The sequence below is a fragment of the Kitasatospora sp. NPDC041988 genome, from assembly GCF_055588525.1.
This window is the reverse complement of the sequence record NZ_JBVJCO010000021.1, coordinates 71,487-91,532: the sequence shown is the minus strand read 5'-3', so window position 1 is coordinate 91,532 and position 20,046 is coordinate 71,487. Positions and strand designations below refer to the sequence as shown.

The following is a 20,046-nucleotide window of genomic DNA, read 5'->3' as shown; positions in this document are numbered from 1 at the left end:
CCCAAAAAAGACAAAGGCAAGGGGCACAAAACAGAAAACGACCCCCCCCCCCCCCCCCCCCCCCCCCCCCGGTCCGGGACGTCCTGGTCACCCGGAGGTCCCGGTCGGGTTCGGCGCGGCGGTGGCCGGTGAGAGCACCGGCTCCCCGCTCGGCCAGGCGGTCGGGGCGGAGCAGCCGAGCAGACCGCCGGCCGCGCGTTGTGCGCTGTCGGTGGCGAGCCTGGCCCAGGCCTCCGGGGTCCACCGGGCGGCGGGCGACTGCGGTGCCGGGCCCGTGGCCTGGTACGGGGCGGCCTGGACGGTGAAGTAGAGCGACTTGCCCGACTTCGCGTACGTGCCGTCGCACCGGAACGTCAACCGGGCGCCCCAGCGGGTGACCGTGCTGTGGTCGCCGAAACCGAGCGAGTACACCGGCTCGCCGGCCGGCGGGGCAGGAGGCTTGAGACCGCCGTCCGGGGTCTCGCTGCCGGTCAGCCGGACGCTGAGCCCGAGGCCCTTCTTGGCCTCGGCCGTGCAGTCCAGCAGTTGCAGCCCGGGCTGCTGGGCGGCGTCGAGCTGCTTGTCGAGCTTGTACGCCGGGGCGGCGCCGTCCTCCAGCAGCGCGCCGGCGCGGTCGGTGCGGACCACCCCGTCGCACACCGTGGTCTCGGCGGAGGCCTTGCCGGAGCCGTCGCTGCCGCACCCGGCCAGGCCGAGGACGGTGGCCAGCGCGAGTCCGGCGCCCGCCGTCCGGCGTGCTGCTCTCATCATCCGGAGACCTTCGCGTTGGAGCTCTGGCTGCCGCCGGAGCCGTCGGTGTATCCGTCGAGGGCCCGGTCGCCGGCGCTGTCGGCCAGCCGGCGGACGTCCTCGGGGCTCAGCTTGGTGCCGTTGGCGGCATCGATGACGGCCTGCTTGGCGCCGAGTGCGGTGCCCTCGCGGCCTTCGGCGACGAAGTCGCGCCCCTCCTGGTTGCCGTCCTCGGTGGTGTCGCGCTGGTTGGCCTCGACCACGCTGTCGGTGATCTGCTCGACCAGGAAGTTGGCGGCCTCGCCCGCGATCGGCACCTTCTCGGTGACGGCGCCGATGGTGGTGGTGAAGGCCGTCTGGGCGTAGCCGGCGTTCTTCTCCAGGGCTTCGTTGTACTCCTTGTCGGAGGTGGCGTGCTCCTGGTGGACCTCGTTGATCCGGGCCTCGTTGAGGATGCCGCTGATGACGCCGCCGGCTCGCGAGGTGGAGTCGATGTCGGACTCGAGCCGGGCGAAGTCGGCCCCGTTCTCGATGTGGCCGCGGACCAGCGCCGTGGAGTAGGCCTGGTTGGCGTTGGCCACCGCGCCGTAGGCGTCGGGGTCGCGGCCGAGCGCGTCCAGCAGGCCGCGGACCGGGGCCTCCTTGAGGTTGGCCGCGGCGCCGTTCACCGGCAGGTCGTCCTTGTGCGGGGAGAGCGCCCGCTGGACGTCGCCGATGTAGTCGGCGGACATGTGCCCGAGGCTGTCCCGCAGCGGGGCGAACTTGCCGTCCTCGCCCTTGACTTCGTCGAGGACGCCGCCGTTGCCGTGGGTGCCGAAGGTCTGGACGACCTTGTTCATGACGTCGGCCTGGTCGGCGGTGTGCTTGGCCGGCGTGCCGGAGTGGTCGTCGTAGGGCCGGCCGGTGGTGGCCGCCTCCAGCGCGTGGCCGAGCGCGTCCGGGCCGCTCTTCATGCCGGCCTGGCGCAGGTCGTTCTTCTGCGAGACGGTGTCCGGCGTGTACTCCTTGTCGTGCGTGAAGTAGTTGAGGTAGTCCGCCGGCTTGACCTTGCCGTTCGGGTTGACGGTGCCGTCGGTGTTGTAGGCGGTCGGCGTGTCGTGGAAGAACTTGGTGGCCGCGTCCGGGCTGTGCCCCAGGGCCTCCAGGATCGCCGTGGTCGGCTCGAAGCCCGAACCGCCGTCCTGGCCCAGCAGGTTGTAGCCGCGCCGGTCGCTGCGCGGGCCGTAGACCGGTGCCGGCCAGTACTTCTCGTCGGTGTCGAGCTGGGTGACGTGCTCGGCGATGGGGTTGAGGAAGTGCGGGTCGTAGTCGCCGGTGCGCAGGATGCCGGAGAGCACCTGGTAGCCGTAGGGGGCGTAGTCCATGCCGCTCTGCCGGTAGGGCTTGTCCCAGAGCGGTTCGGCACCGGCCTTGCGCAGGTCGGCGGCCCACTGGTCGGGCAGGTGGGGCACGTTGGTGGTGCGGGTGGCGGTGGCCAGGTTGAGCCCGAGGTTCTTCTGCAGCTCCTGGTACTGCTTCCAGCGGGCGTCGCTGGCGCCGTTGAACTGCGATTCGTCGCCGACCATGTTGTTCCAGGCCTGGAGCGTCCCCTTGGGGCCGAGGTCCTGGTAGAACCGGGTGGAGAAGATCGGGTCGTTCTGGTTGGCCGCCAACAGCGAGTTGAGCTCGGTGAGTTCGGCGTCCGAGATCTTGCCGCCCTTGGCCGCGAGCTGGGCGGCGCGGATCCCGTCCGCGTCCGGGCCCGCGCCGACCGCCTTGGCGTTGAAGGACTTCAGCTCGTCGGTGGTGCTGTCGGAGCGCAGTGCCCAGGCGGCCCGCTCGTCGGCCTCGGTGGCCTCCTGGACGGCCGAGTCGATGGCCTTCCGCGCCACCTCGGCCTTGGTGTGGTACTCGTCGTTGTAGGCCCGGCTGGCCTCCGGGTCGTGCCGGGTGGCGTTGTCGGCCGGCGGCCAGCTGACGGTGCCGTCGTTGGTGACGGTCAGGCCGGCGCCCTTGGCATCGGCGACGGCCTTGTCCAGCTTGGCCTTGGCGGCCTGGAAGTCGTTGCCGGCGTCCTTGAAGACCGTGGCGATGGCGGTGGCCTGGGTGACGGCGGCGGTGATCTGCTCGTTGACCCGCTGGATCTTGGGCCGGGCCTGGTCGGCCGATGGGCCGCTCCAGTTGGCGGAGTTGACCTTGCCAACGACCGCGCTGTCCCAGTCCCGGTCCATGGCCTGGAGCTTCTTGACCACGTCGTCCCAGGCGGTGGCGGCCTCGCCGAGGGAGTCCAGCTTGGCGGTGCTCAGTTCGTGGAAGTCGACCATCTGTCCGTATCCCTCAGGCGCCCATGTCGTGCTTGACGGCCGTGTCGTTGTTCCGGTAGTTCGTGGCGCTCTGCCGCAGTGCCTGGGTGATTTCGCCGATCGTGGAGTTGAGTGCGGCGATCTGCTGGTCCCAGGTCGACGCGGTCTGCGCGGCGGCCTTGCCGGTGCTCCAGTTGGCCAGCGAGGTGGACACCTTGGAGGTCTCGTCGTCGGCGGCCCGGCCGTCGCCGTTCACCCGGCCGTGGATCTGGTCGGACGAGTTGGCCGCGGTGTCCAGCGCGGCCGGGTCGACGCCGACCGTGCCGCCGCCGTCACCGGGGGCGTTGGTCGAGTTGAGCCGCGTGCGGGCGGTCTCCTGGTGCTGTGCCTTTGCCGTCAGGTTGCCGTTGGCGTCGTACGCCCAGGGATTCATCATCCGGTCGAACTCGGTCGCGCGATCCGTCATCTGTTCACTTCCGTCCCGGTCGGGCAGTTGGGCCCGAACGCCCCCGTAAAGATTCCGACAAGAGTACAAGCGGAGATCGTCACTGCCGACCCCTAGGGGACAGGTGGGGAAACGTCATACCGCAGCAGCAGGGAGGGTCGTCATTCCAGCTCATGACCTGCACACCGTGGGCACAGTACGGTAGGGAACGTGTCCACTGTCATCAAGACGGACGGCCTCACCAAGAGGTTCCCCCGGGTCACCGCCCTCGATCGGCTCACCGTTGAGGTGGAGCCCGGGGTGGTCGGCCTGGTCGGGGCGAACGGGGCGGGCAAGTCCACACTCATCAAGATCCTGCTCGGGCTGGCCCCGGCGACGTCGGGTACGGGGCAGGTCCTCGGGCTGGACATCGCCACGCAGGGCTCGGAGATCCGCGAGCGCGTCGGCTACATGCCGGAGCACGACTGCCTGCCGCCGGACGTCTCGGCCACCGAGTTCGTGGTGCACATGGCGCGGATGGCCGGGCTGCCGGCGGCCGCCGCACGGGAGCGCACGGCCGACACGCTGCGGCACGTCGGGCTCTACGAGGAGCGGTACCGGCCGATGGGCGGGTACTCGACCGGCATGAAGCAGCGGGTGAAGCTGGCGCAGGCGCTGGTGCACGACCCGAAGCTGGTGCTGCTGGACGAGCCCACCAACGGGCTGGACCCGGTCGGCCGGGACGACATGCTCGCGCTGATCCGCAGGGTGTACACCGACTTCGGCATCTCGGTGCTGGTCACCACCCATCTGCTCGGCGAGCTGGAGCGGACCTGCGACCACCTGGTGGTGATCGACGGCGGCAAGCTGCTGCGGTCCTCGTCCACCGCCTCCTTCACCGGCGCCACCGCGACCCTCGCCGTCGAGGTCACCGACCTCCCGGAGGACCACACGTTCGACGCGAGCGCGGCCGTCCGCGAGCGGCTGGCCGCCGCCGGGCTCTCGGTGGAGACGGACGGCCCGCGGATCCTGCTGGTCCGGCTCACGGGTGACGAGACGTACGACGCCATCCGTGACGCCGTCGCCGGCCTCGGCCTGGGGCTGGTCCGGCTGGAGCAGCGCCGCCACCGGGTTGCCGAGCTGTTCACCGACACCGACACCAGCGCAGCACAGGGAGGTACCGCAGATGTCGCTGCCTCCTGAGACCAGGCCGGCCGACACCGGCGTCATCCACGACATCGGCTACCGCGGCTACACCGGTCCCCGGCTGGGCCGGGCGTACGCCACCCGCTCGCTGTTCACCCAGAGCCTGCGCGCCGCCTACGGGCTCGGGCGCTCCGGCAAGTCCAAGGTGCTGCCGATGGTGGTGCTCGGCGTGATCACCGCGCCCGCCGTGGTCATGGTGGCCCTCGCGCTCATGCAGCACCGGACGGACCTCCCGGTCGACTACCCCGAGTACCTGGGGATGCTCGGCCTGGTCGTCTCGATCTTCCTCGCCTCGCAGGCGCCCGTCCTGCTCTCCCGGGACCTCCGCCACCACACCGTCCCGCTCTACTTCTCCCGCCCGATCACCCGGGCCGACTACGTCCGGGCCAAGTTCGCCGCGATGGCCACGGCGCAGCTGCTGCTGATGGCGGCCCCGCTGCTGGTCCTCTACGTCGGCGCGCTGCTCGGCGGGATGAGCTTCGGTCACCAGAGCGCGCACTTCCTGTACGGCCTGGTCACGGCGGTGCTCTACGCCGTGGTGCCGACCTCGGTGGCGCTGGTGATCGCCGCCGCCACGCCGCGCCGCGGCTTCGGGGTGGCCGCGATCATGGGGTACCTGGCGGTCTCCACCGCGGTGGTCGGGATCGTCGTGGGCATCAGCAGCGGCACCTCCCCCACCGTGCCGGACTCCGCGCAGTGGGTGGCGCTGCTCTCGCCCGACGGGCTGGTGGAGAGCCTGGTCAACCAGCTCTTCGACCTCGGGAAGGACCCGGGCCGGATGCACGCCCCCGGCGCCCTCGGCGTGGTCGTCTTCGCCACCGCCGCCGTCGCGATGGTGGCCGGCTCGTACGCGCTGCTGCTGCGCCGCTACCACCGCATCTGACTACCGCAGGAGCTGAGAGGGCGTCATGGCCACCATCACCATCGACAAGGTCTCGCGTTGGTTCGGCAACGTGGTCGCCGTCAACGACGTCAGCATGGCGATCGGTCCCGGCATCACCGGTCTGCTCGGGCCGAACGGCGCGGGGAAGTCCACCCTCATCCACATGATGAGCGGCTTCCTCGCCCCCTCCACCGGGGCGGTCACCCTGGACGGCGCGCCGATCTGGCGCAACCAGCAGGTGTACCGGCAGATCGGGCTGGTCCCCGAGCGCGAGTCCATGTACGACTACCTGACCGGCTGGGAGTTCGTCCTCGCCAACGCCGAACTGCACGGTCTCGCCGACCCGGGCGCCGCCGCCGGGCGGGCGCTGGCCCTGGTCGAGATGGAGTACGCCCAGGAGCGGCGGACGGGCACCTACTCCAAGGGCATGAAGCAGCGCGTCAAGATGGCGTCCGCGCTGGTCCACGACCCGTCCGTGCTGCTGCTCGACGAGCCGTTCAACGGCATGGACCCGCGCCAGCGGCTCCAGCTGATGGAGCTGCTGCGCCGCTTCGGCGCCGACGGCCGGACGGTGCTCTTCTCCTCGCACATCCTGGAGGAGGTCGAGCAGCTGGCCCGGCACATCGAGGTCGTGGTGGCCGGCCGGCACGCCGCCTCCGGGGACTTCCGGAAGATCCGCCGGCTGATGACCGACCGCCCGCACCGCTACCTGGTCCGCTCCAGCGACGACCGGCGGCTCGCGGCCGCGCTGATCGCCGACCCGTCGACGGCCGGCATCGAGCTGGACCGGCAGGAGAACGCCCTGCGCATCCAGGCGGTCAACTTCCAGGGCTTCACCACCCTGCTGCCGAAGGTCGCCCAGCAGGCCGGCATCCGGCTGTACACCGTCGCACCGGCGGACGAGTCGCTGGAGAGCGTCTTCTCGTACCTCGTCTCCGCCTAGCGCCCGCGGACGCGTGGCACCCACCCGGAACCGGACCCCAGGAAGGCCGACCACACCATGAACCCGACCGTCGCCAGGCTGACGCTGCGCGGCCTGCTGGGCCGCCGCCGCGGCGTCCTGCTGCTGGTGGTCCCCGCCCTGCTGCTGCTCGTCTCGGCGATCGCCAGCGGCTCCAGCGGGGACAAGCACGACCTGACCGTCAAGATCCTCGGCCAGCTGGGCCTCGGCACGCTGCTGCCGATCCTCGGCCTGGTCGTCGGCACCGGCGCCATCGCCACCGAGATCGACGACGGCTCGATCGTCTACCTGCTCGCCAAGCCGCTGCCCCGCTGGAAGATCATCACCACCAAGCTGGCGGTCGCGGTCGGCACCACCTGGGTGTTCGCGGCGGTCCCGACGCTGCTCGCCGGCCTGCTGATGTACGGCACCGAGGACGGGCTGGCGATCGGCTACACCGTCGCCACCCTGGTGGCCGGGGCCGCGTACAGCGCGCTGTTCCTGCTGCTCGGCGTGGTCACCCGGCACGCGGTGGTGGCCGGGCTGGCGTACGCGCTGATCTGGGAGTCCCTGATCGGCAACTTCGTCGAGGGCGCCCGGACGCTGAGCGTCCAGCAGTGGGGGCTGTCGCTGGCCAAGGCGGTGGCCGCGGACGGCGCCATCACCGCACCCGTCGGGCTCGGCGTGGCGGTGCCGCTGCTGCTGGTGCTCACGGTGGCGGCGACGGTGCTGGCCTCGGTGAAGCTGGCCGGGCTGACCCTGGCCGCCGAGGAGTAGCCCGCGGCGGCAGGGCGCGGCCGGGCCTCAGAGCGTCCGGTTGCGCCCGGCGCCCCAGCCGGCCACGCCGACGACGACGGCCAGCACCAGCATCAGCGCCAGCGGGGTGGTCCAGTCGCCGGTCAGCTGGTGCAGTGCCCCGGCGCCGACCGGGCCGGCCGCCGCCACCAGATAGCCGACCGCCTGCGCCATGCCGCCCAGCCGGGCGGCGCCGGCGGCGCTGTCGGTGCGCAGCACGATGAAGGCGAGGCCGAGGCCCAGCGAACCGCCCTGGGCGACGCCCAGGATGGTGGCCGACACCCAGGCGCCGGGCACCGGCGCGATCAGCAGGACGGCGATGCCGAGCACGTTCAGCGCGGCCATCGCCACGGCCAGCCCCCGCTGCCGGGTCATCCGGCCGGCCATCAGCGGCACCAGGAAGGCGCCGGCCACCTGGACCAGGTTGGAGAAGGCGAAGACCAGGCCGGCCTCGCCGCGGTCCATCCCGTGGTCGGCCAGGATGGTCGGCATCCACGCGACCAGGGTGTAGACGAGCAGCGACGAGATGCCCATGAAGAGGCTGATCTGCCAGGCCATCGGGGTGCGCCAGATGCTGCCTGCGGCCGCCCGGCCCGCCGCCCGCCGCTCCTGATCCGACGCCGACACCGCTGCCGACGCCGATGCCGATGCCGATACCGACGCCGTGCCCTTCCGCCCGTGCGCGGTGCGCAGCACCTGCGGCAGCCAGGCCACCGCGGCGACCAGCGCCAGCAGCGACCAGGCGCCCAGCGAGGCCTGCCAGCCGCCGCCGAGGGCGTGCTCCAGCGGCACCGACGTCCCGGCCGCCAGCGTCGCTCCGACCAGCATGGTGGTCGAGTAGACCCCGGTCATGGCCGCCGCCCGGCCCGGGAACTCGCGCTTCACCAGGCCCGGCATCGAGACGTTCAGCACCGCGATCGCCACGCCGATCACCACGCACCCCGCGTACAGCGCCGCCACCGAGGGCAGCACCCGCAGCAGCACGCCCGCGCCGAGCACCAGCACCGCGCCGAGCACCACCCGTTCGGTGCCGAACCGCCTGGTCAGCCGGGGGGTGAGCGGGGCGCCGACGCCCTGGAAGAGCACCGGCACGGTGGTGATCAGACCGCTCGCGGTGGCGGAGAGGCCGAAGGTCCGCTGGATCTCGGCGACCATCGGCGAGATCGCCGCGAGGCAGGCGCGCATGTTGAGGGCGACCAGCAGGATGCCGGTCAGCAGCAGCGCGGGGTGGGCCAGCCGGCTGCGGACGGGGAGCGGGGAGGTGGTGACAACCGGCTGCGGGGCACGGGTGACTGCCATGGGGCGTGCTGCTCTTTCGTGAAACGTGAAACCGGGGAGGCGGACGGCGGAAGGGGCGGGTGCCGCTTACTTCCGGGCCGCGATGGCCGCGAGGAGCTGCTCGACGGCCGCGGTCGGCTCGGCGAGCAGCGCGCGACACGCGCTCTCGGCGCGGTCCGGGTCGCCGCTCTCGATCGCGTCCACCAGCGCCTCGTGGGTGGCCACGACCACCTCGGGCATCTCGTGGTCGCCGAAGGCCGTCCGCATCGACTCGCGCACCGAGGCACCGAAGTAGCGGTACACCTCGGCCAGCGCCGGGTTGTGCGCGGCCTCGACGACGGCGGTGTGGAACTCCAGGTCGTGCTCGACGGTCGCCTCGCGGCCGGTCCGTTCGGCGTGCGCCGCGATCACCTCGGCCTCGCGGGCCAGCGCGGCCCGCATCCGGACGATGTCCTCGGGCGTGTGCCGCAGCGCGGCCAGCCGGGCCGCCTCGGCCTCCAGGGCCGCCCGGACCTCCAGCACGTCCCGCACGCCGGAGCGCTGCACGCCCCGCAGGACGGAGGCCGGGTCGCTGGTGCTGCGCACGAAGGTGCCCTCGCCCTGCCGGGAGACCAGCATGCCGGCGTGCACCAGCACCCGGATCGCCTCCCGTACCGTGTTCCGCCCGACCCGCAGCCGCTCGGCCAGTTCGTGCTCGGTCGGGATCCGCGAGCCGACCGGCCAGGCCCCCGCCGCGAGCTGCTCGCGCAGCTGGTCGATGGTGGTGTCCACCAGTGAGCGCCGCCCGGCGGCCTGCAACGTGTCCTGGCTGTGGCCCGGTGCGGTCATGGCGGAACTCCCTTCAGGTCCTGGTCGTCGGTCATCCTACAACTACTTGCCCGGTCATCCTACAACTGGCCCGCGACCAGCCCGGGAACCGTCCGGGCCGCCGTGGCGTTGCTCCCGACGACTTCGGTCCATCCCTATACGAGGAGAGCGCCCGCATGGTGTTCAAGAAACTGCTCGGTGCCCTGGGCGTCGGCGGTCCCGGCGTCGACACCGTTCTGACCACGCCGGTGGTGCAGCCCGGCGGCACGCTGCACGGAACGGTCGAGCTGACCGGCGGGACGGTCGAGGCGGACATCCGGGGGATCACGCTGACGCTGGTCGCGCGGGTGGAGATCGAGCACGAGGAGGGGGAGAGCACCGGGCTGTACCCGTTCGCCAGGTTCTCGGTGACGGCCCCGCTGGTGCTGGCACCCGGGGAGAACCGGTCGATCCCGTTCGCCGTCCAGGTGCCGTGGGAGACGCCCGTGACCACCGTCGCCGGGCAGCGCCTGCACGGCATGCAGCTCGGCGTACGGACCGAGGTGGACATCGCGGGCGCGCTCGACAAGGGCGACTCGGACCCGCTGGAGGTCGAGCCGCTGCCGGTGCAGCGGCGGATCCTGGACACCCTGCTCCAGCTCGGCTTCGGGTTCCGCTCGGCCGACCTGGAGGCCGGCCACATCCGCGGCACCGGCCAGACGCTGCCGTTCTACCAGGAGATCGAGTTCTCCCCGGCGCCGCAGTACGCGCACTCCTGCAACTCGCTGGAGGTCAGCTTCGTCACCACCCCGCACAGGGTCGAGGTGGTGCTGGAGGCGGACAAGCGCGGCGGCCTGTTCGGGCACGGCGGCGGCGACGTGATCCGCACCCACGTGGTCGAGCACGGCCAGGCCGGCCAGGACCTCACCGGCCTGGTCGACGGCTGGATCCGCGCGGCGCTCTGAGCCACCCGAAGGGGTGCGGGCCGGCGGCGGCTATCCGTAGGAGACGTTGCTGCAGATGTCGTCGTCGGCCGAGCGGGCCTCGTTGACCACGTCGGTGGGCAGCGGGGCCGGGGCGCTGGGGGCGGCGCCGGCGGCGGGGGCCGTGGTGGTGTTGGCCGCCGCGTAGTCCTTGCCGAGGACGAGGCTGATCCCGGCCGCCGAGGTGGGGGTCAGGGTGGCGCCCGGGAACATCGCCGCGACCTTCTCCGCGTTGGCCTTCTGCCCGCTGCCGTACTCGACCGTGGTGGTCGCCTTGTTGGTGTTCTTGGCGGTGGTGACGCCGGTGACGGTGACCTTGGCGGCCTTGAGTGCGTCGGCGGCCTTGGCGGCCAGCCCGGTCGCGGTGGTGCCGTTGTAGACCGCGACCTTGACCGGGGTCTCCACGGCGGCCGGCGGCGGCGCGGCCGGGGTGGTCTCGGGCGCGGCGGCCGGGGTCGGCGGGGCGTCCTCCTGCTTGCCGGTGGCGTCCTGGCCGTCGATGGTCCGGTCGGCCAGCAGGGTCTTCCAGAGGTTGTCCACGGCCGGGTGGACCAGGTCGATCCGGGGACCGTTGTAACGCCACGGCGTGGTGAGGAACTTGACGTCGTGCAGGTCGATGTTCTTCATCGACAACGCGAAGTCCATCAGCTTCTTGGCCGAGTCCAGCCCGGGGTCGACCGTCATCGACTTGGTGGCCGCGTCGGCCAGCGGCAGCAGCGTGGTGGGGCTGAGGCCCTCGCCCTTGACCTTGGCCATCATCGAGGCGAGGAAGGCCTGCTGGCGCTTCATCCGGCCGACGTCCGAGTCGTCACCGATGCCGTGCCGGAGCCGGACGTAGTCCAGCGCCTTCTGACCGGCGACCTTCTGCTTGCCCTTGGGCAGGACGATCTTGCCCTTCTTGCCCAGGTTGGGGTTGATGTTCCCCTCGTAGATGTCGTTGGGCAGACAGACGTCGACACCGTCGACGGCCTGGGTCATCGCCGCGAAGCCCTCGAAGTTCACCTCGATGGTGTGGTCGACCCGGATGCCGGTGAGCTTCTCGATGGTGTTCTGGGTGCAGGCCGGGTTGCCGGTCTCGGTGTTGCCCACCGAGAAGGCGGAGTTGAACATCTGCCCGGGCTGCTCCTTGGTCCACTTCCCGTTCGGCAGCTTGCACGGCGGGATGGTGACCAGGGCGTCGCGTGGGATCGAGATGCCCACCGCGTGCTTGTGGTCGGCGTAGACGTGCAACAGGATCGTGGTGTCCGAGCGGGCGCCGTCCTCGTCGCCGCCGCCGAGGTCGCTGTTGTTCCCGGCACGCGAGTCCGAGCCGATCAGCAGCACGTTGACCGGCTTGTTGCCGTTGGCGTCGGCGGTGGCCTCCGGCGGGCGGTCGGTGGCGATCGCGTCCGCGTCGAAGGACTTGATGTTGCCGTTCAGCTTGTAGTAGATCGCGCCGCCCGTGGCGGCCAGCACCACCAGGACGCCGGCCACCGACCAGGCCACGATCTTCTTGGTGTTCCGCTTGGGCTTGCGGCTGTTGCGCGCGGCCGCCCGGCCGCCCGCCGGGGCGCCGTCCGCCCGCCCGCCGTCGCCCTGGCGTCCTTCGGAACGCCCGCCGCCGCCCTGGCCGCCGTCGGACCTGCCGCGGCCGCCGCCTTTGCCCTGGGCGGCCCGCCGGGCCTCGGCCCGGCCGCCGGGCCGCGGTGCGGGGACGCGCCCGCCGGTCTCGGCCGGCCGCTCCGTGCGCACGCCGCCGCGCGAAGTGCCGGCGCCCTGCGAGCCACCACCGCGCGGCCCGGCGCCGCGCGGGGAACCGCCGCCGCGCGAGCCGCCCTCGGCCCGCCGCCGCCCGTCCGCCCCCGACGTGCTCTCGTCCCACTGGCCTGACATGCGCGTACCTCTCAGCGGCGGAAGCAGCAATCCTGTACGTGTCCGGGGGCACGGCCCGGGTCCGCCGGGAGCACCGCACAGGAGCACCGCACCGGGAGGCGCGGAGCTTCAGCGGAGCATACAAACTCTTTCTGTGACGGTCAGCATCCGGGTGCCGCCGGAACAACCCGCGACCGGATCCGCGCCCGCCCCGCCCCCTCCGGACCCCCGTGGCTCACCCCGCCGGGTAGAGCCGCTCCAGGACGGCCGCGACGCCGTCCTCGTCGTTGCTGACGGTGACCTCGTCCGCGACCGCCAGCAGTTCCTCGTGCGCGTTGGCCATGGCGACGCCGTGCGCGGCCCAGCCGAACATCGGCACGTCGTTGGGCATGTCCCCGAAGGCGATGGTGTCGGCGGCCTTCACGCCGAGGCGGCGGGCGGCGACGGCCAGCCCGGTGGCCTTGGAGAGGCCGAGCGGCAGCAGCTCGACGATGCCGGCGCCCGCCATGACGACGCCGACCAGGTCGCCGGCCACCCGGCGGGCGGCCTCGGCGAGACCGTCGTCGGTCAGGCCGCGGTGCTGGATGTACAGCTTGCTGAGCGGGGCGGCGAACAGTTCGTCCTTGGCGACCCGGACCACCGGCAGGTCGGAGCCGATCAGCAGCTCGTAGCCGGGGCCGGCCAGCACCTCGCCGTCCAGGCCGTCCTGGTTGGCGGCGACGGCCAGCGGGCCGGTCTCCGCCTCGATCTTGGCGATCGCCAGCGCGGCCAGCCGGCGGTCCAGGGTGAGCGAGGTGAGCAGCTTGTGCGCGCCCGCGTCGTAGACCTGGGCGCCCTGGCCGCAGACCGCTATCCCGTGGTAGCCGATCTCGTCGAAGACCGGCCGGGCCCAGGCGGCGGAGCGGCCGGTGACGATGATGTGCAGCGCCCCGGCGCCGGTGGCGGTGGCCAGCGCGGCGCGGGTGCGCTCGGAGACGGTCTCCTCGCTGGTCAGCAGGGTGCCGTCGAGGTCGGTGGCGACCAGCCGGAAGGGCAGGCCGCCACCGTCGACGGGGGAGACGGGGCTGGGGCTGATGCTGCTCATGGGCCGTACGTCTCCCGGGAGTTGCTTTCGGGCGGTGGCGCAGGTGGCGCAGGTGGCGCGGTGGTGCCGGGGGCTACTTGACCGGCGGCAGGACGGACCGACCACCGAGGAACGGCCGCAGCGCCTCCGGCACGACGACCGAGCCGTCGGCCTGCTGGTGGTTCTCCAGGATCGCCACGATGGTGCGCGGGACGGCGACCAGGGTGCCGTTCAGCGTGGCCAGCGGGCGGACCTTGCCCTCCTCGCGCATCCGGATGGAGAGCCGGCGGGACTGGTACTCGGTGGTGTTGGAGGTCGAGGTGACCTCGCGGTACTTGCCCTGGGTCGGGATCCACGCCTCGATGTCGAACTTGCGCGCGGCCGAGGAGCCGAGGTCGCCGGAGGCGACGTCGATCACCCGGTAGGGCAGCTCCAGGGCGTTGAGGAAGTCCTTCTCCCACTGGAGCAGGCGGCGGTGCTCGTTCTCGGCGTCCTCGGGCGAGGTGAAGACGAACATCTCCACCTTCTCGAACTGGTGGACGCGGATGATGCCGCGGGTGTCCTTGCCGTAGGTGCCGGCCTCGCGGCGGAAGCAGGACGAGTAGCCGGCGTACCGCAGCGGCAGCTTCTCGGCGTCGATGATCTCGTCCATGTGGTACGCCGCGAGCGGGACCTCGCTGGTGCCGACGAGGTAGCGCTCCTCCTCCGGGAGGAAGTACACGTTCTCGGCGGCCTGGCCGAGGAAGCCGGTGCCGTCCATGGCGGCCGGGCGGACCAGGGCCGGGGTGATCATCGGGGTGAAGCCGGCCGCGGTGGCCTGGGCGATCGCCATGTTGACCAGGGCGAGCTCCAGCAGCGCGCCGACACCGGTCAGGTAGTAGGACCGCGCGCCGGCCACCTTGGCGCCGCGCTCGGTGTCGATCGCGCCGAGGATCTGCCCCAGCTCGACGTGGTCGCGGGGCTCGAAGCCCTCGGCGGCGAAGTCGCGCGGGGTGCCGATCTCCTCCAGCGTGACGAAGTCCTCCTCGCCGCCGACCGGAGCGGCCGGGTCGATGAGGTTCGCCAGCGAGCGGAGCAGGCGCTCGGCCTCCTGCTTGGCCGCACCCTGCTCGGCGTCGGCGGCCTTGACCTCGGCGGCCAGCTCCTTGGTGCGCTGGAGCAGGGCGGTCTTCTCCTCGCCCTGGGCCTTGGCGACCAGCTTGCCGAGCGTCCTCTGCTCGTTGCGCAGTTCGTCGAAGCGACTGCCCGAGGACCGGCGCCGTTCGTCGGCGGAGAGGAGGGCGTCGACCAGGTCGACGTCCTCGCCACGGACGCGCTGCGAGGCGCGCACTCGGTCAGGGTCCTCACGGAGCAGGCGAAGGTCAATCACGGGCCCAAGCCTACCGGGCGGGGGCCCTTCCACCGGTACGGGTTTTCCCCTGGGGATAACTCACCGGAGCCTGTGGATAACTCCTGTGGGGAACCGCGCCCCGGAAAGTTATCCACAGCCGGGCCCGGTGGGCTGTGGACGGCGGGGCCTCGGGAGCGGCTGGCGCGCGGAACCAGGGAATTGAGGTTTCAAACCTCATTTGACCTTCCCGGGTGAGGGAATTGAAGCACTCGGACGGGTGATTTGCTGGCAGACGGGTGACTCTGGTCCGATTAGTCATCTCTGCGACGCTTACCGATGGTCCGACCGAAACAGGCAGTGGCTATACCGGTTTGTCGACTCGTCCCCAGGGTTGTGGATAACTTGGGGCTGTGGACAGTGGGCGGCCCTGTGGACAGCCGGTTCCGGCGGAGGGGGCCCCTGTGGACGACGGGTGGACGGCGGGTGCGGTCACCCCTCCCGCCGTCCGGGCAGGGTCGAAAACAGTCAGAAAAGGCCAGGAAGACAAAAGCCGTCGATCAGATGTTGCCGGCGGTGTCGCTGGGGCCTCAAATGTCGCCGCGGCCGTCGAGGCAGCGGGAGAGCCAGTCGGCCGCCTCGGTGAAATCGGTGTCCGAGGTCCCCGGCCGCTGGTGCTCGGAGACCTGCTGGTCGGCCCGCGGATAGGAGCCGAGGAAGCGCACCTGCGGGCAGATCCGCTTCAGGCCCATCAGCGCCTCGCTCACCCGGCGGTCGGCGAGGTGCCCCTCACAGTCGATGAGGAAGCAGTAGTTGCCGAGCCCCTCCCCGGTCGGCCGGGACTCGATCCGCATCAGGTTGACCCCGCGCACCGCGAACTCCTGGAGCAGCTCCAGCAGCGCACCCGGGTGGTCGTCCGGCAGCCAGACCACCATCGAGGTCTTGTCCGCGCCGGTCGGTGAGGAGACCCGCCCGGGCCGGCCGACCAGGATGAACCGGGTGGTCGCGTTGGCCGCGTCGGCGATGTCCTTGACCAGCGGGTCCAGGCCGTAGATCGGCGCCGCGAACTCGCCCGCGAACGCGCCGTCGAACCGCCCCTCGGAGACCTGCCGGGCGCCGTCGGCGTTGGAGGCGGAGGACTCCCACTGCGCCTCCGGCAGGTTTGCGGCCAGCCAGCGGCGCACCTGCGGCTGGGCCACCGGATGGCTGGTGACGGTCTTGATGTCGGCCAGCTCCGTCCCGGGCCGGACCAGCAGTGCGAAGGAGATCGGCAGCAGCACCTCGCGGTAGATCATCAGCGGGGTGCCGGAGGCCAGTTCGTCGTTGGTCGCGGTGACGGCGCCCTCGACGGAGTTCTCGATCGGCACGAACCCGCCCGAGGCATCGCCCCCGCGCACCGCGTCCAGCACCAGCGGCACCGAGGCCAGCGGGACCAGCTCCCGGGTCGCCGCCTCGGGCAGGGTGCGCAGCGCGGCCTCGGTGAAGGTGCCCGCGGGGCCGAGGTAGGTGTAGCGGGTCGCCGACATGCCGCGCCTCCATGCGAAAGGGTTCCGAGCACGTCACCTTAACCATTTCGCCGGCTCCCCACGGGGGTGTCCCGGTCTGTGGGAAGCGACGCCCCGGGGGTCTGTCCCAGCGGGGGCGGGCGCTACTCCAGCAGCGTCTGCCCCACATACCCGTTCTCCGGGGCGCCCGGCGGGACGGCGTACAGGCCGCTCGCCTCGTGCCGCAGGAAGCGGGAGAGGCCGTCGCCCCGGGAGAGCTTGCGCTGCACCGGGGTGAAGCCCTTGCGCGGGTCGGCCTGGAATGCGAGGAAGAGCAGCCCGGCGTCCGGCGAGCCGTCGGCCAGCAGGCCGTCGTGGTACGAGAAGCCGCGCCGCAGCATCGCCGCGCCGCCGTTGGCGGCCGGCGCCGCGACCCGGATGTGCGCGTCGGAGGGGATCGCCAGCGAGCCGTCGGAGGCCTGCGCGGCCAGGTCGGCCGGGGTGAACTCGCTGCTGCCGGGGGCCGCCGAGAGCGGGGCGCCGTCCGACTTGCGCCGCCCGATCACCCGCTCCTGGCGGTCCAGCGGCAGCGCCTCCCAGTTGTCCAGCAGCATCCGGATCCGCCGGAACACCAGGTACGAGCCGCCCGCCAGCCAGGCCGGCTGGTCGCCCCCGGCGGCGCAGAACACCTTGGCGGCGAAGTCGCCCTGGCTCGGCTTGGGGTTGTTGGTGCCGTCGATCTGGCCCATCAGGTTGCGCCCGGTGATCTGGTGCGTGGCGGCGCCGGGGGTACGGGCGAAGCCGGTCGCCTGCCAGCGCAGTGCCGCCGTGCCGGCCGCCTGCCGCTGGAGCACCCGCAGCGCGTGGACGGCGACCAGCGCGTCGTCGGCGCAGATCTGGACGAAGAGGTCGCCGTCGCCGCGGGCCGGGTCGAGGGCGTCCGCCGGGAAGGCGGGCAGCGGCTCCAGCGCGGCCGGGCGGCGGTCGGCCAGCCCGGCCTTGTCGAACAGGGTGGCGCCGAAGCCGAAGGTGAGGGTGAGCGAGCAGGGGCCGGCGTCCAGCGCGACCTGGTTCTCGAACTCGTCGGCCGGCTCGCCGACGGCCAGCCGGGCGGCCGTCCGGGACCAGCGCTGGAGCAGCACCCGCAGGCCGTCCCGGCCGGCCCCGCCGGCGAGGTCGAAGGCGGCCAGCTGGACCCTGGCCTGCTGCGGCTCGACGATGCCGGCCTGGTGTTCCCCGTGGAACGGCAGCCGGCCCGCGCCGAGGGTGGGGCCGGCCGCGGCCGGCGCGGCCGCCGGGCGCCGGTCCAGAGCTGCCGCCCCGGCCGCCCCGGCGCTCACCCCGGCCACCAGCCCGGCCCCGGCGGTGCCCAGCAGGGCCCGCCGGGTGACGCCGCCGCGCGGCCTCCCGCCGGCCTCTTCCGCGCTCGCGGCGCTCTCCGTGTTCTCCGTGCCCGTCGTGCCGTCCATCGCGGTCACCCGATCTTCAGCGGTTTGATCTCGGTGGTCTGGTCGATGTCCGAGGAGCGGACCTGTACCGACACCACCCAGTTGCCGGCCAGCGGCAGCTGCGCGGTGCCGTTCCAGCGGCCGGTGCCCTCGGCGGTCAGGGTGACCGGCAGCGGGCCGAGGTCGCGGTCCGGCAGGGTGAAGGCGAGCTGAACCTCGGGGACCTCGACCGGCTGTCCGTCCGCGCCGTCCAGCTTGAGGTGCACCTCGTTGGGCCCGGTCCGGGCCGGGTTGAGGGTGACGGTGGCGGTGCCCTTGGCGTTCGGCGTGCGGCCCTTGGTGTCGTACGGGAGCTTCAGCTCCAGGGTCTGGCCGGGCACGGTCTGCGGGGCGGGCGTGCCCGGGGCGGGTGCGGTGGCGGGGGCCCCGGCCGCGACCTCGCCCGCCACCCGGCCGGGCGGCGAGTTGGTGAGCATCGTGGTGACCACCAGCACGGCCACCGCGACCAGCGCCTCGACCAGGACGGAGCGGCGCAGGCCGGCCCGGGTCGGGGTGAGCCCGCGGTCGCGCCCGGCGCTCTCCCGGGCGGCCTGCTGGCGGGCCAGCTGGGCCTGCCGGACCGGGTCGTCGGAGTGCGCCGCCACGGCGACCGGCTCCGGCGCCTCGGCCGGCGCGACCGCCACCGCCTCCTCGGGGGCGGCCCGCAGCCGGGCCAGCCAGGAGCGGGAGATCCAGGCGACGCCGAGCATCGCGACCACGCAGCCGGTCTTCACCAGCAGCAGCCGCCCGTACTCGGTGCCGGTCAGCGCGCCCCAGCTGCCCAGGCCGCGCCAGGACTGGTAGATCCCGGTGGCGGTGAGTACCGCGACCGCGCCGAACGCGAGCTTGGAGAAGCGGTCGGCGACGTCCGCGCCGATCCCGTGCCGCAGGCCGACCAGCAGGGCGGCCAGGCCACCCAGCCAGAGCGCCATCGCGATCAGGTGCAGCATGCCGAGCGGCAGGGCCAGCCAGACCTGGATGCCCACTGCGGCGTGGTCGGCGCCGACCCAGGTCGCCGAGAGGGCGACCGCCAGCACCAGCCCGGCCACTCCGAGGCCCAGCCGGGCATCGCGCAGCGGCCGCTCGGCGGCGCGCTGCTCCAGCTCGCGCAGCTCCGTCACTTCAGCGTCCTCCGTGCCGGCACTCGTGCCGGTGCCGGTGCCCGCGTCGGTGCCCGGGGCTGAGGGGCCGGCGGCCGAGGGGCCGGCGGCCCGTTGCGGCTGCCCGAGCTGGCCGACCAGCAGTGACAGGAACACCCCGCTCGCCGCGAGCAGCAGCAGCCGGGCGGCCAGCGCGGTGCCGATCCGCTCGTCCAGGGTGGCGCGCACCAGCGACAGGTCGAAGGCCTGCCCGACCCCGGAACCCCGCTCGTACGGGCCACGCAGCATCAGCACCGCGACGGTCGAGACCAGCAGCGCCACCCAGCCGGACATCAGCAGCCGCTGGACCGCGCGCTGCGCCGCCCCGGCCGGCCAGCAGATCAGCACGAACGCGGCCGCGCCGGCCAGCAGCGCGAACGCCCCGTACGCGACGGTCCGGCCGGTGCCGTAGAGGGCGGCGACCACGCCGTCGGCCTCGGCGCCGCTCAGTGCGGTGGCGGAGACGGAGGTGTCCGAGGGCGCGCCGATGGAGAAGGTGAACGCGCCGCCGATCGGGTGCGAGTCCTCGGAGACGGCCCGCCAGGCCACCGTGTAGGTGCCGTTGGCCAGCCCGCTGTTCAGCCCGACGCGCGCGGTGTTGCCCTTGCCGTCGGCGTGCGCCGGGTTGCCGGTGTCGACCGCCTTGCCGGCCGGGTCGAGCACCCGTACCGAGTCGCCGGAGAGCGACACCGACTCGCTGAAGGTCAGCGTGACGGTCTGCGGCGCGGCGGCGACGACCGAGTTCTGGTGCGGGTCGGTGGACTCCAGGGTGGCGTGCGCCGAGGCCGGTCCGGCGCCGGCGAGCATCAGCGCGAGGACGGCGCCGAGGGCGCCGAGCAGCCCGGCGAGTCTGCGGCGGGTGGTCTGCGGCAACGCGGCCTTCAGCATCTCGCGGGTCCCTTTACTGCTGGCCGGGGCGGTAGGTGAGCTCCTTGACCGGCACCTTGACCGAGATGGTGCCGGTCCTGGCGAAGGTCAGGTCGAGTTCGAGTTCGTCACCGAGGGCGGGGGCCTTCTGCCATCCCATGATCATGAGGTGGTTGCCGCCGCGGTCGAGCTGCAACGCGCCGTGCGCGGGGACGTCCAGGCGCTCGACCTGCTCCATGGTGGAGGCGGTGGAGCGGTGCATGGTGACCGACCGGGCGGCCGGGCTGGAGACCTTCACCAGCTGGTCCTCGCCGCCGTCGTTGCGCACGGTCAGATAGCCGGCCGCCATCCCGCCCGCCGGGGGCAGCGGGATGTAGGAGTCGGCGACGCTCAGCCTGGCCGGTCCGTCGGCGGGGGGGGGGGGGGGGGGGGGGCCGGCGGGGGGGGGGGAAGGGGGGGGGGGGAGGCAAATGGGGGCTACGAACCCTCATACACAGCGGTCGCGTGCTAGAAAGAGAAGAG

General features: G+C 72.8%; 17 protein-coding genes. 5 read left to right on the top strand and 12 right to left on the bottom strand.

Annotation, left to right across the window (positions count from 1 at the left end):
- Positions 1 to 87 precede the first annotated feature (87 nt).
- The 3 genes from ACZ6NC_RS21800 to ACZ6NC_RS21790 are packed head-to-tail and all read right to left on the bottom strand — an operon-like array spanning position 88 to position 3,477.
- Complete coding sequence (locus ACZ6NC_RS21800; RefSeq protein WP_465735153.1) at positions 88 to 750, bottom strand: hypothetical protein; 663 nt, start codon at positions 748 to 750, stop codon at positions 88 to 90.
- Complete coding sequence (locus ACZ6NC_RS21795) at positions 747 to 3,032, bottom strand: hypothetical protein (RefSeq protein ID WP_465735151.1); 2,286 nt, start codon at positions 3,030 to 3,032, stop codon at positions 747 to 749. Before ACZ6NC_RS21795 ends, ACZ6NC_RS21800 begins: the two co-directional genes overlap by 4 nt.
- 13 nt (positions 3,033 to 3,045) lie before the next feature.
- Entirely contained in the window at positions 3,046 to 3,477 is a 432-nt protein-coding gene (locus tag ACZ6NC_RS21790) for a WXG100 family type VII secretion target (protein WP_465735149.1), read from the bottom strand.
- 189 nt (positions 3,478 to 3,666) lie between these two features.
- On the opposite strand from ACZ6NC_RS21790, the gene ACZ6NC_RS21785 reads away from it, so the two are divergent.
- The 4 genes from ACZ6NC_RS21785 to ACZ6NC_RS21770 are packed head-to-tail and all read left to right on the top strand — an operon-like array spanning position 3,667 to position 7,241.
- Positions 3,667 to 4,638: an ABC transporter ATP-binding protein gene (locus ACZ6NC_RS21785; RefSeq protein ID WP_465735147.1), complete on the top strand. Its 972-nt coding sequence runs from the start codon at positions 3,667 to 3,669 to the stop codon at positions 4,636 to 4,638.
- Positions 4,622 to 5,524 carry an ABC transporter permease gene (locus ACZ6NC_RS21780; RefSeq protein ID WP_465735145.1) on the top strand — a complete coding sequence of 301 codons (903 nt, stop codon included), beginning with the start codon at positions 4,622 to 4,624 and terminating at the stop codon, positions 5,522 to 5,524. The genes ACZ6NC_RS21785 and ACZ6NC_RS21780 overlap by 17 nt, the downstream gene beginning before the upstream one ends.
- 25 nt (positions 5,525 to 5,549) lie before the next feature.
- On the top strand, positions 5,550 to 6,467 hold the full coding sequence (locus ACZ6NC_RS21775; RefSeq protein ID WP_465735143.1) for an ABC transporter ATP-binding protein: 918 nt from the start codon (positions 5,550 to 5,552) through the stop codon (positions 6,465 to 6,467).
- Positions 6,468 to 6,524: 57 nt separating this feature from the next.
- Complete coding sequence (locus ACZ6NC_RS21770) at positions 6,525 to 7,241, top strand: ABC transporter permease (protein WP_465735141.1); 717 nt, start codon at positions 6,525 to 6,527, stop codon at positions 7,239 to 7,241.
- A gap of 27 nt (positions 7,242 to 7,268) precedes the next feature.
- On the opposite strand, the gene ACZ6NC_RS21765 is transcribed toward ACZ6NC_RS21770, so the two are convergent.
- Together ACZ6NC_RS21765 and ACZ6NC_RS21760 are read right to left on the bottom strand one after the other, a co-directional pair.
- On the bottom strand, positions 7,269 to 8,558 hold the full coding sequence (locus ACZ6NC_RS21765; protein ID WP_465735139.1) for a CynX/NimT family MFS transporter: 1,290 nt from the start codon (positions 8,556 to 8,558) through the stop codon (positions 7,269 to 7,271).
- 66 nt (positions 8,559 to 8,624) lie between these two features.
- A complete protein-coding gene (locus tag ACZ6NC_RS21760) occupies positions 8,625 to 9,365 on the bottom strand; it encodes a FadR/GntR family transcriptional regulator (RefSeq protein WP_465735137.1) in 741 nt (246 codons plus the stop codon).
- 155 nt (positions 9,366 to 9,520) lie between these two features.
- Between ACZ6NC_RS21760 and ACZ6NC_RS21755 the strand changes: the two genes are divergently transcribed.
- The gene (locus ACZ6NC_RS21755) at positions 9,521 to 10,288 is read left to right on the top strand and encodes a sporulation protein (protein ID WP_465735135.1); all 768 of its coding nucleotides are present in this window, start codon (positions 9,521 to 9,523) and stop codon (positions 10,286 to 10,288) included.
- A 30-nt stretch (positions 10,289 to 10,318) separates the two neighbouring features.
- Here ACZ6NC_RS21755 and ACZ6NC_RS21750 read toward each other — a convergent pair whose 3' ends face one another.
- The 7 genes from ACZ6NC_RS21750 to ACZ6NC_RS21720 form a co-directional block, all read right to left on the bottom strand.
- Entirely contained in the window at positions 10,319 to 12,178 is a 1,860-nt protein-coding gene (locus ACZ6NC_RS21750) for an LCP family protein (RefSeq protein ID WP_465735133.1), read from the bottom strand.
- 214 nt (positions 12,179 to 12,392) lie between these two features.
- On the bottom strand, positions 12,393 to 13,241 hold the full coding sequence (locus ACZ6NC_RS21745) for an HAD family hydrolase (protein WP_465735131.1): 849 nt from the start codon (positions 13,239 to 13,241) through the stop codon (positions 12,393 to 12,395).
- Positions 13,242 to 13,314: 73 nt separating this feature from the next.
- Complete coding sequence (gene serS, locus ACZ6NC_RS21740; protein ID WP_465735129.1) at positions 13,315 to 14,589, bottom strand: serine--tRNA ligase; 1,275 nt, start codon at positions 14,587 to 14,589, stop codon at positions 13,315 to 13,317.
- A gap of 548 nt (positions 14,590 to 15,137) precedes the next feature.
- Positions 15,138 to 16,073, bottom strand: coding sequence for a prephenate dehydratase (pheA, locus tag ACZ6NC_RS21735; RefSeq protein WP_465735127.1), 936 nt, complete (start codon positions 16,071 to 16,073; stop codon positions 15,138 to 15,140).
- Positions 16,074 to 16,195: 122 nt separating this feature from the next.
- Positions 16,196 to 17,500, bottom strand: coding sequence for an iron uptake transporter deferrochelatase/peroxidase subunit (gene efeB / locus ACZ6NC_RS21730; RefSeq protein WP_465735125.1), 1,305 nt, complete (start codon positions 17,498 to 17,500; stop codon positions 16,196 to 16,198).
- A 5-nt stretch (positions 17,501 to 17,505) separates the two neighbouring features.
- Positions 17,506 to 19,545, bottom strand: coding sequence for a copper resistance CopC/CopD family protein (locus ACZ6NC_RS21725; RefSeq protein WP_465735123.1), 2,040 nt, complete (start codon positions 19,543 to 19,545; stop codon positions 17,506 to 17,508).
- A gap of 13 nt (positions 19,546 to 19,558) precedes the next feature.
- The gene (locus ACZ6NC_RS21720; protein ID WP_465735121.1) at positions 19,559 to 19,873 is read right to left on the bottom strand and encodes a copper chaperone PCu(A)C; all 315 of its coding nucleotides are present in this window, start codon (positions 19,871 to 19,873) and stop codon (positions 19,559 to 19,561) included.
- Positions 19,874 to 20,046 lie beyond the last annotated feature (173 nt).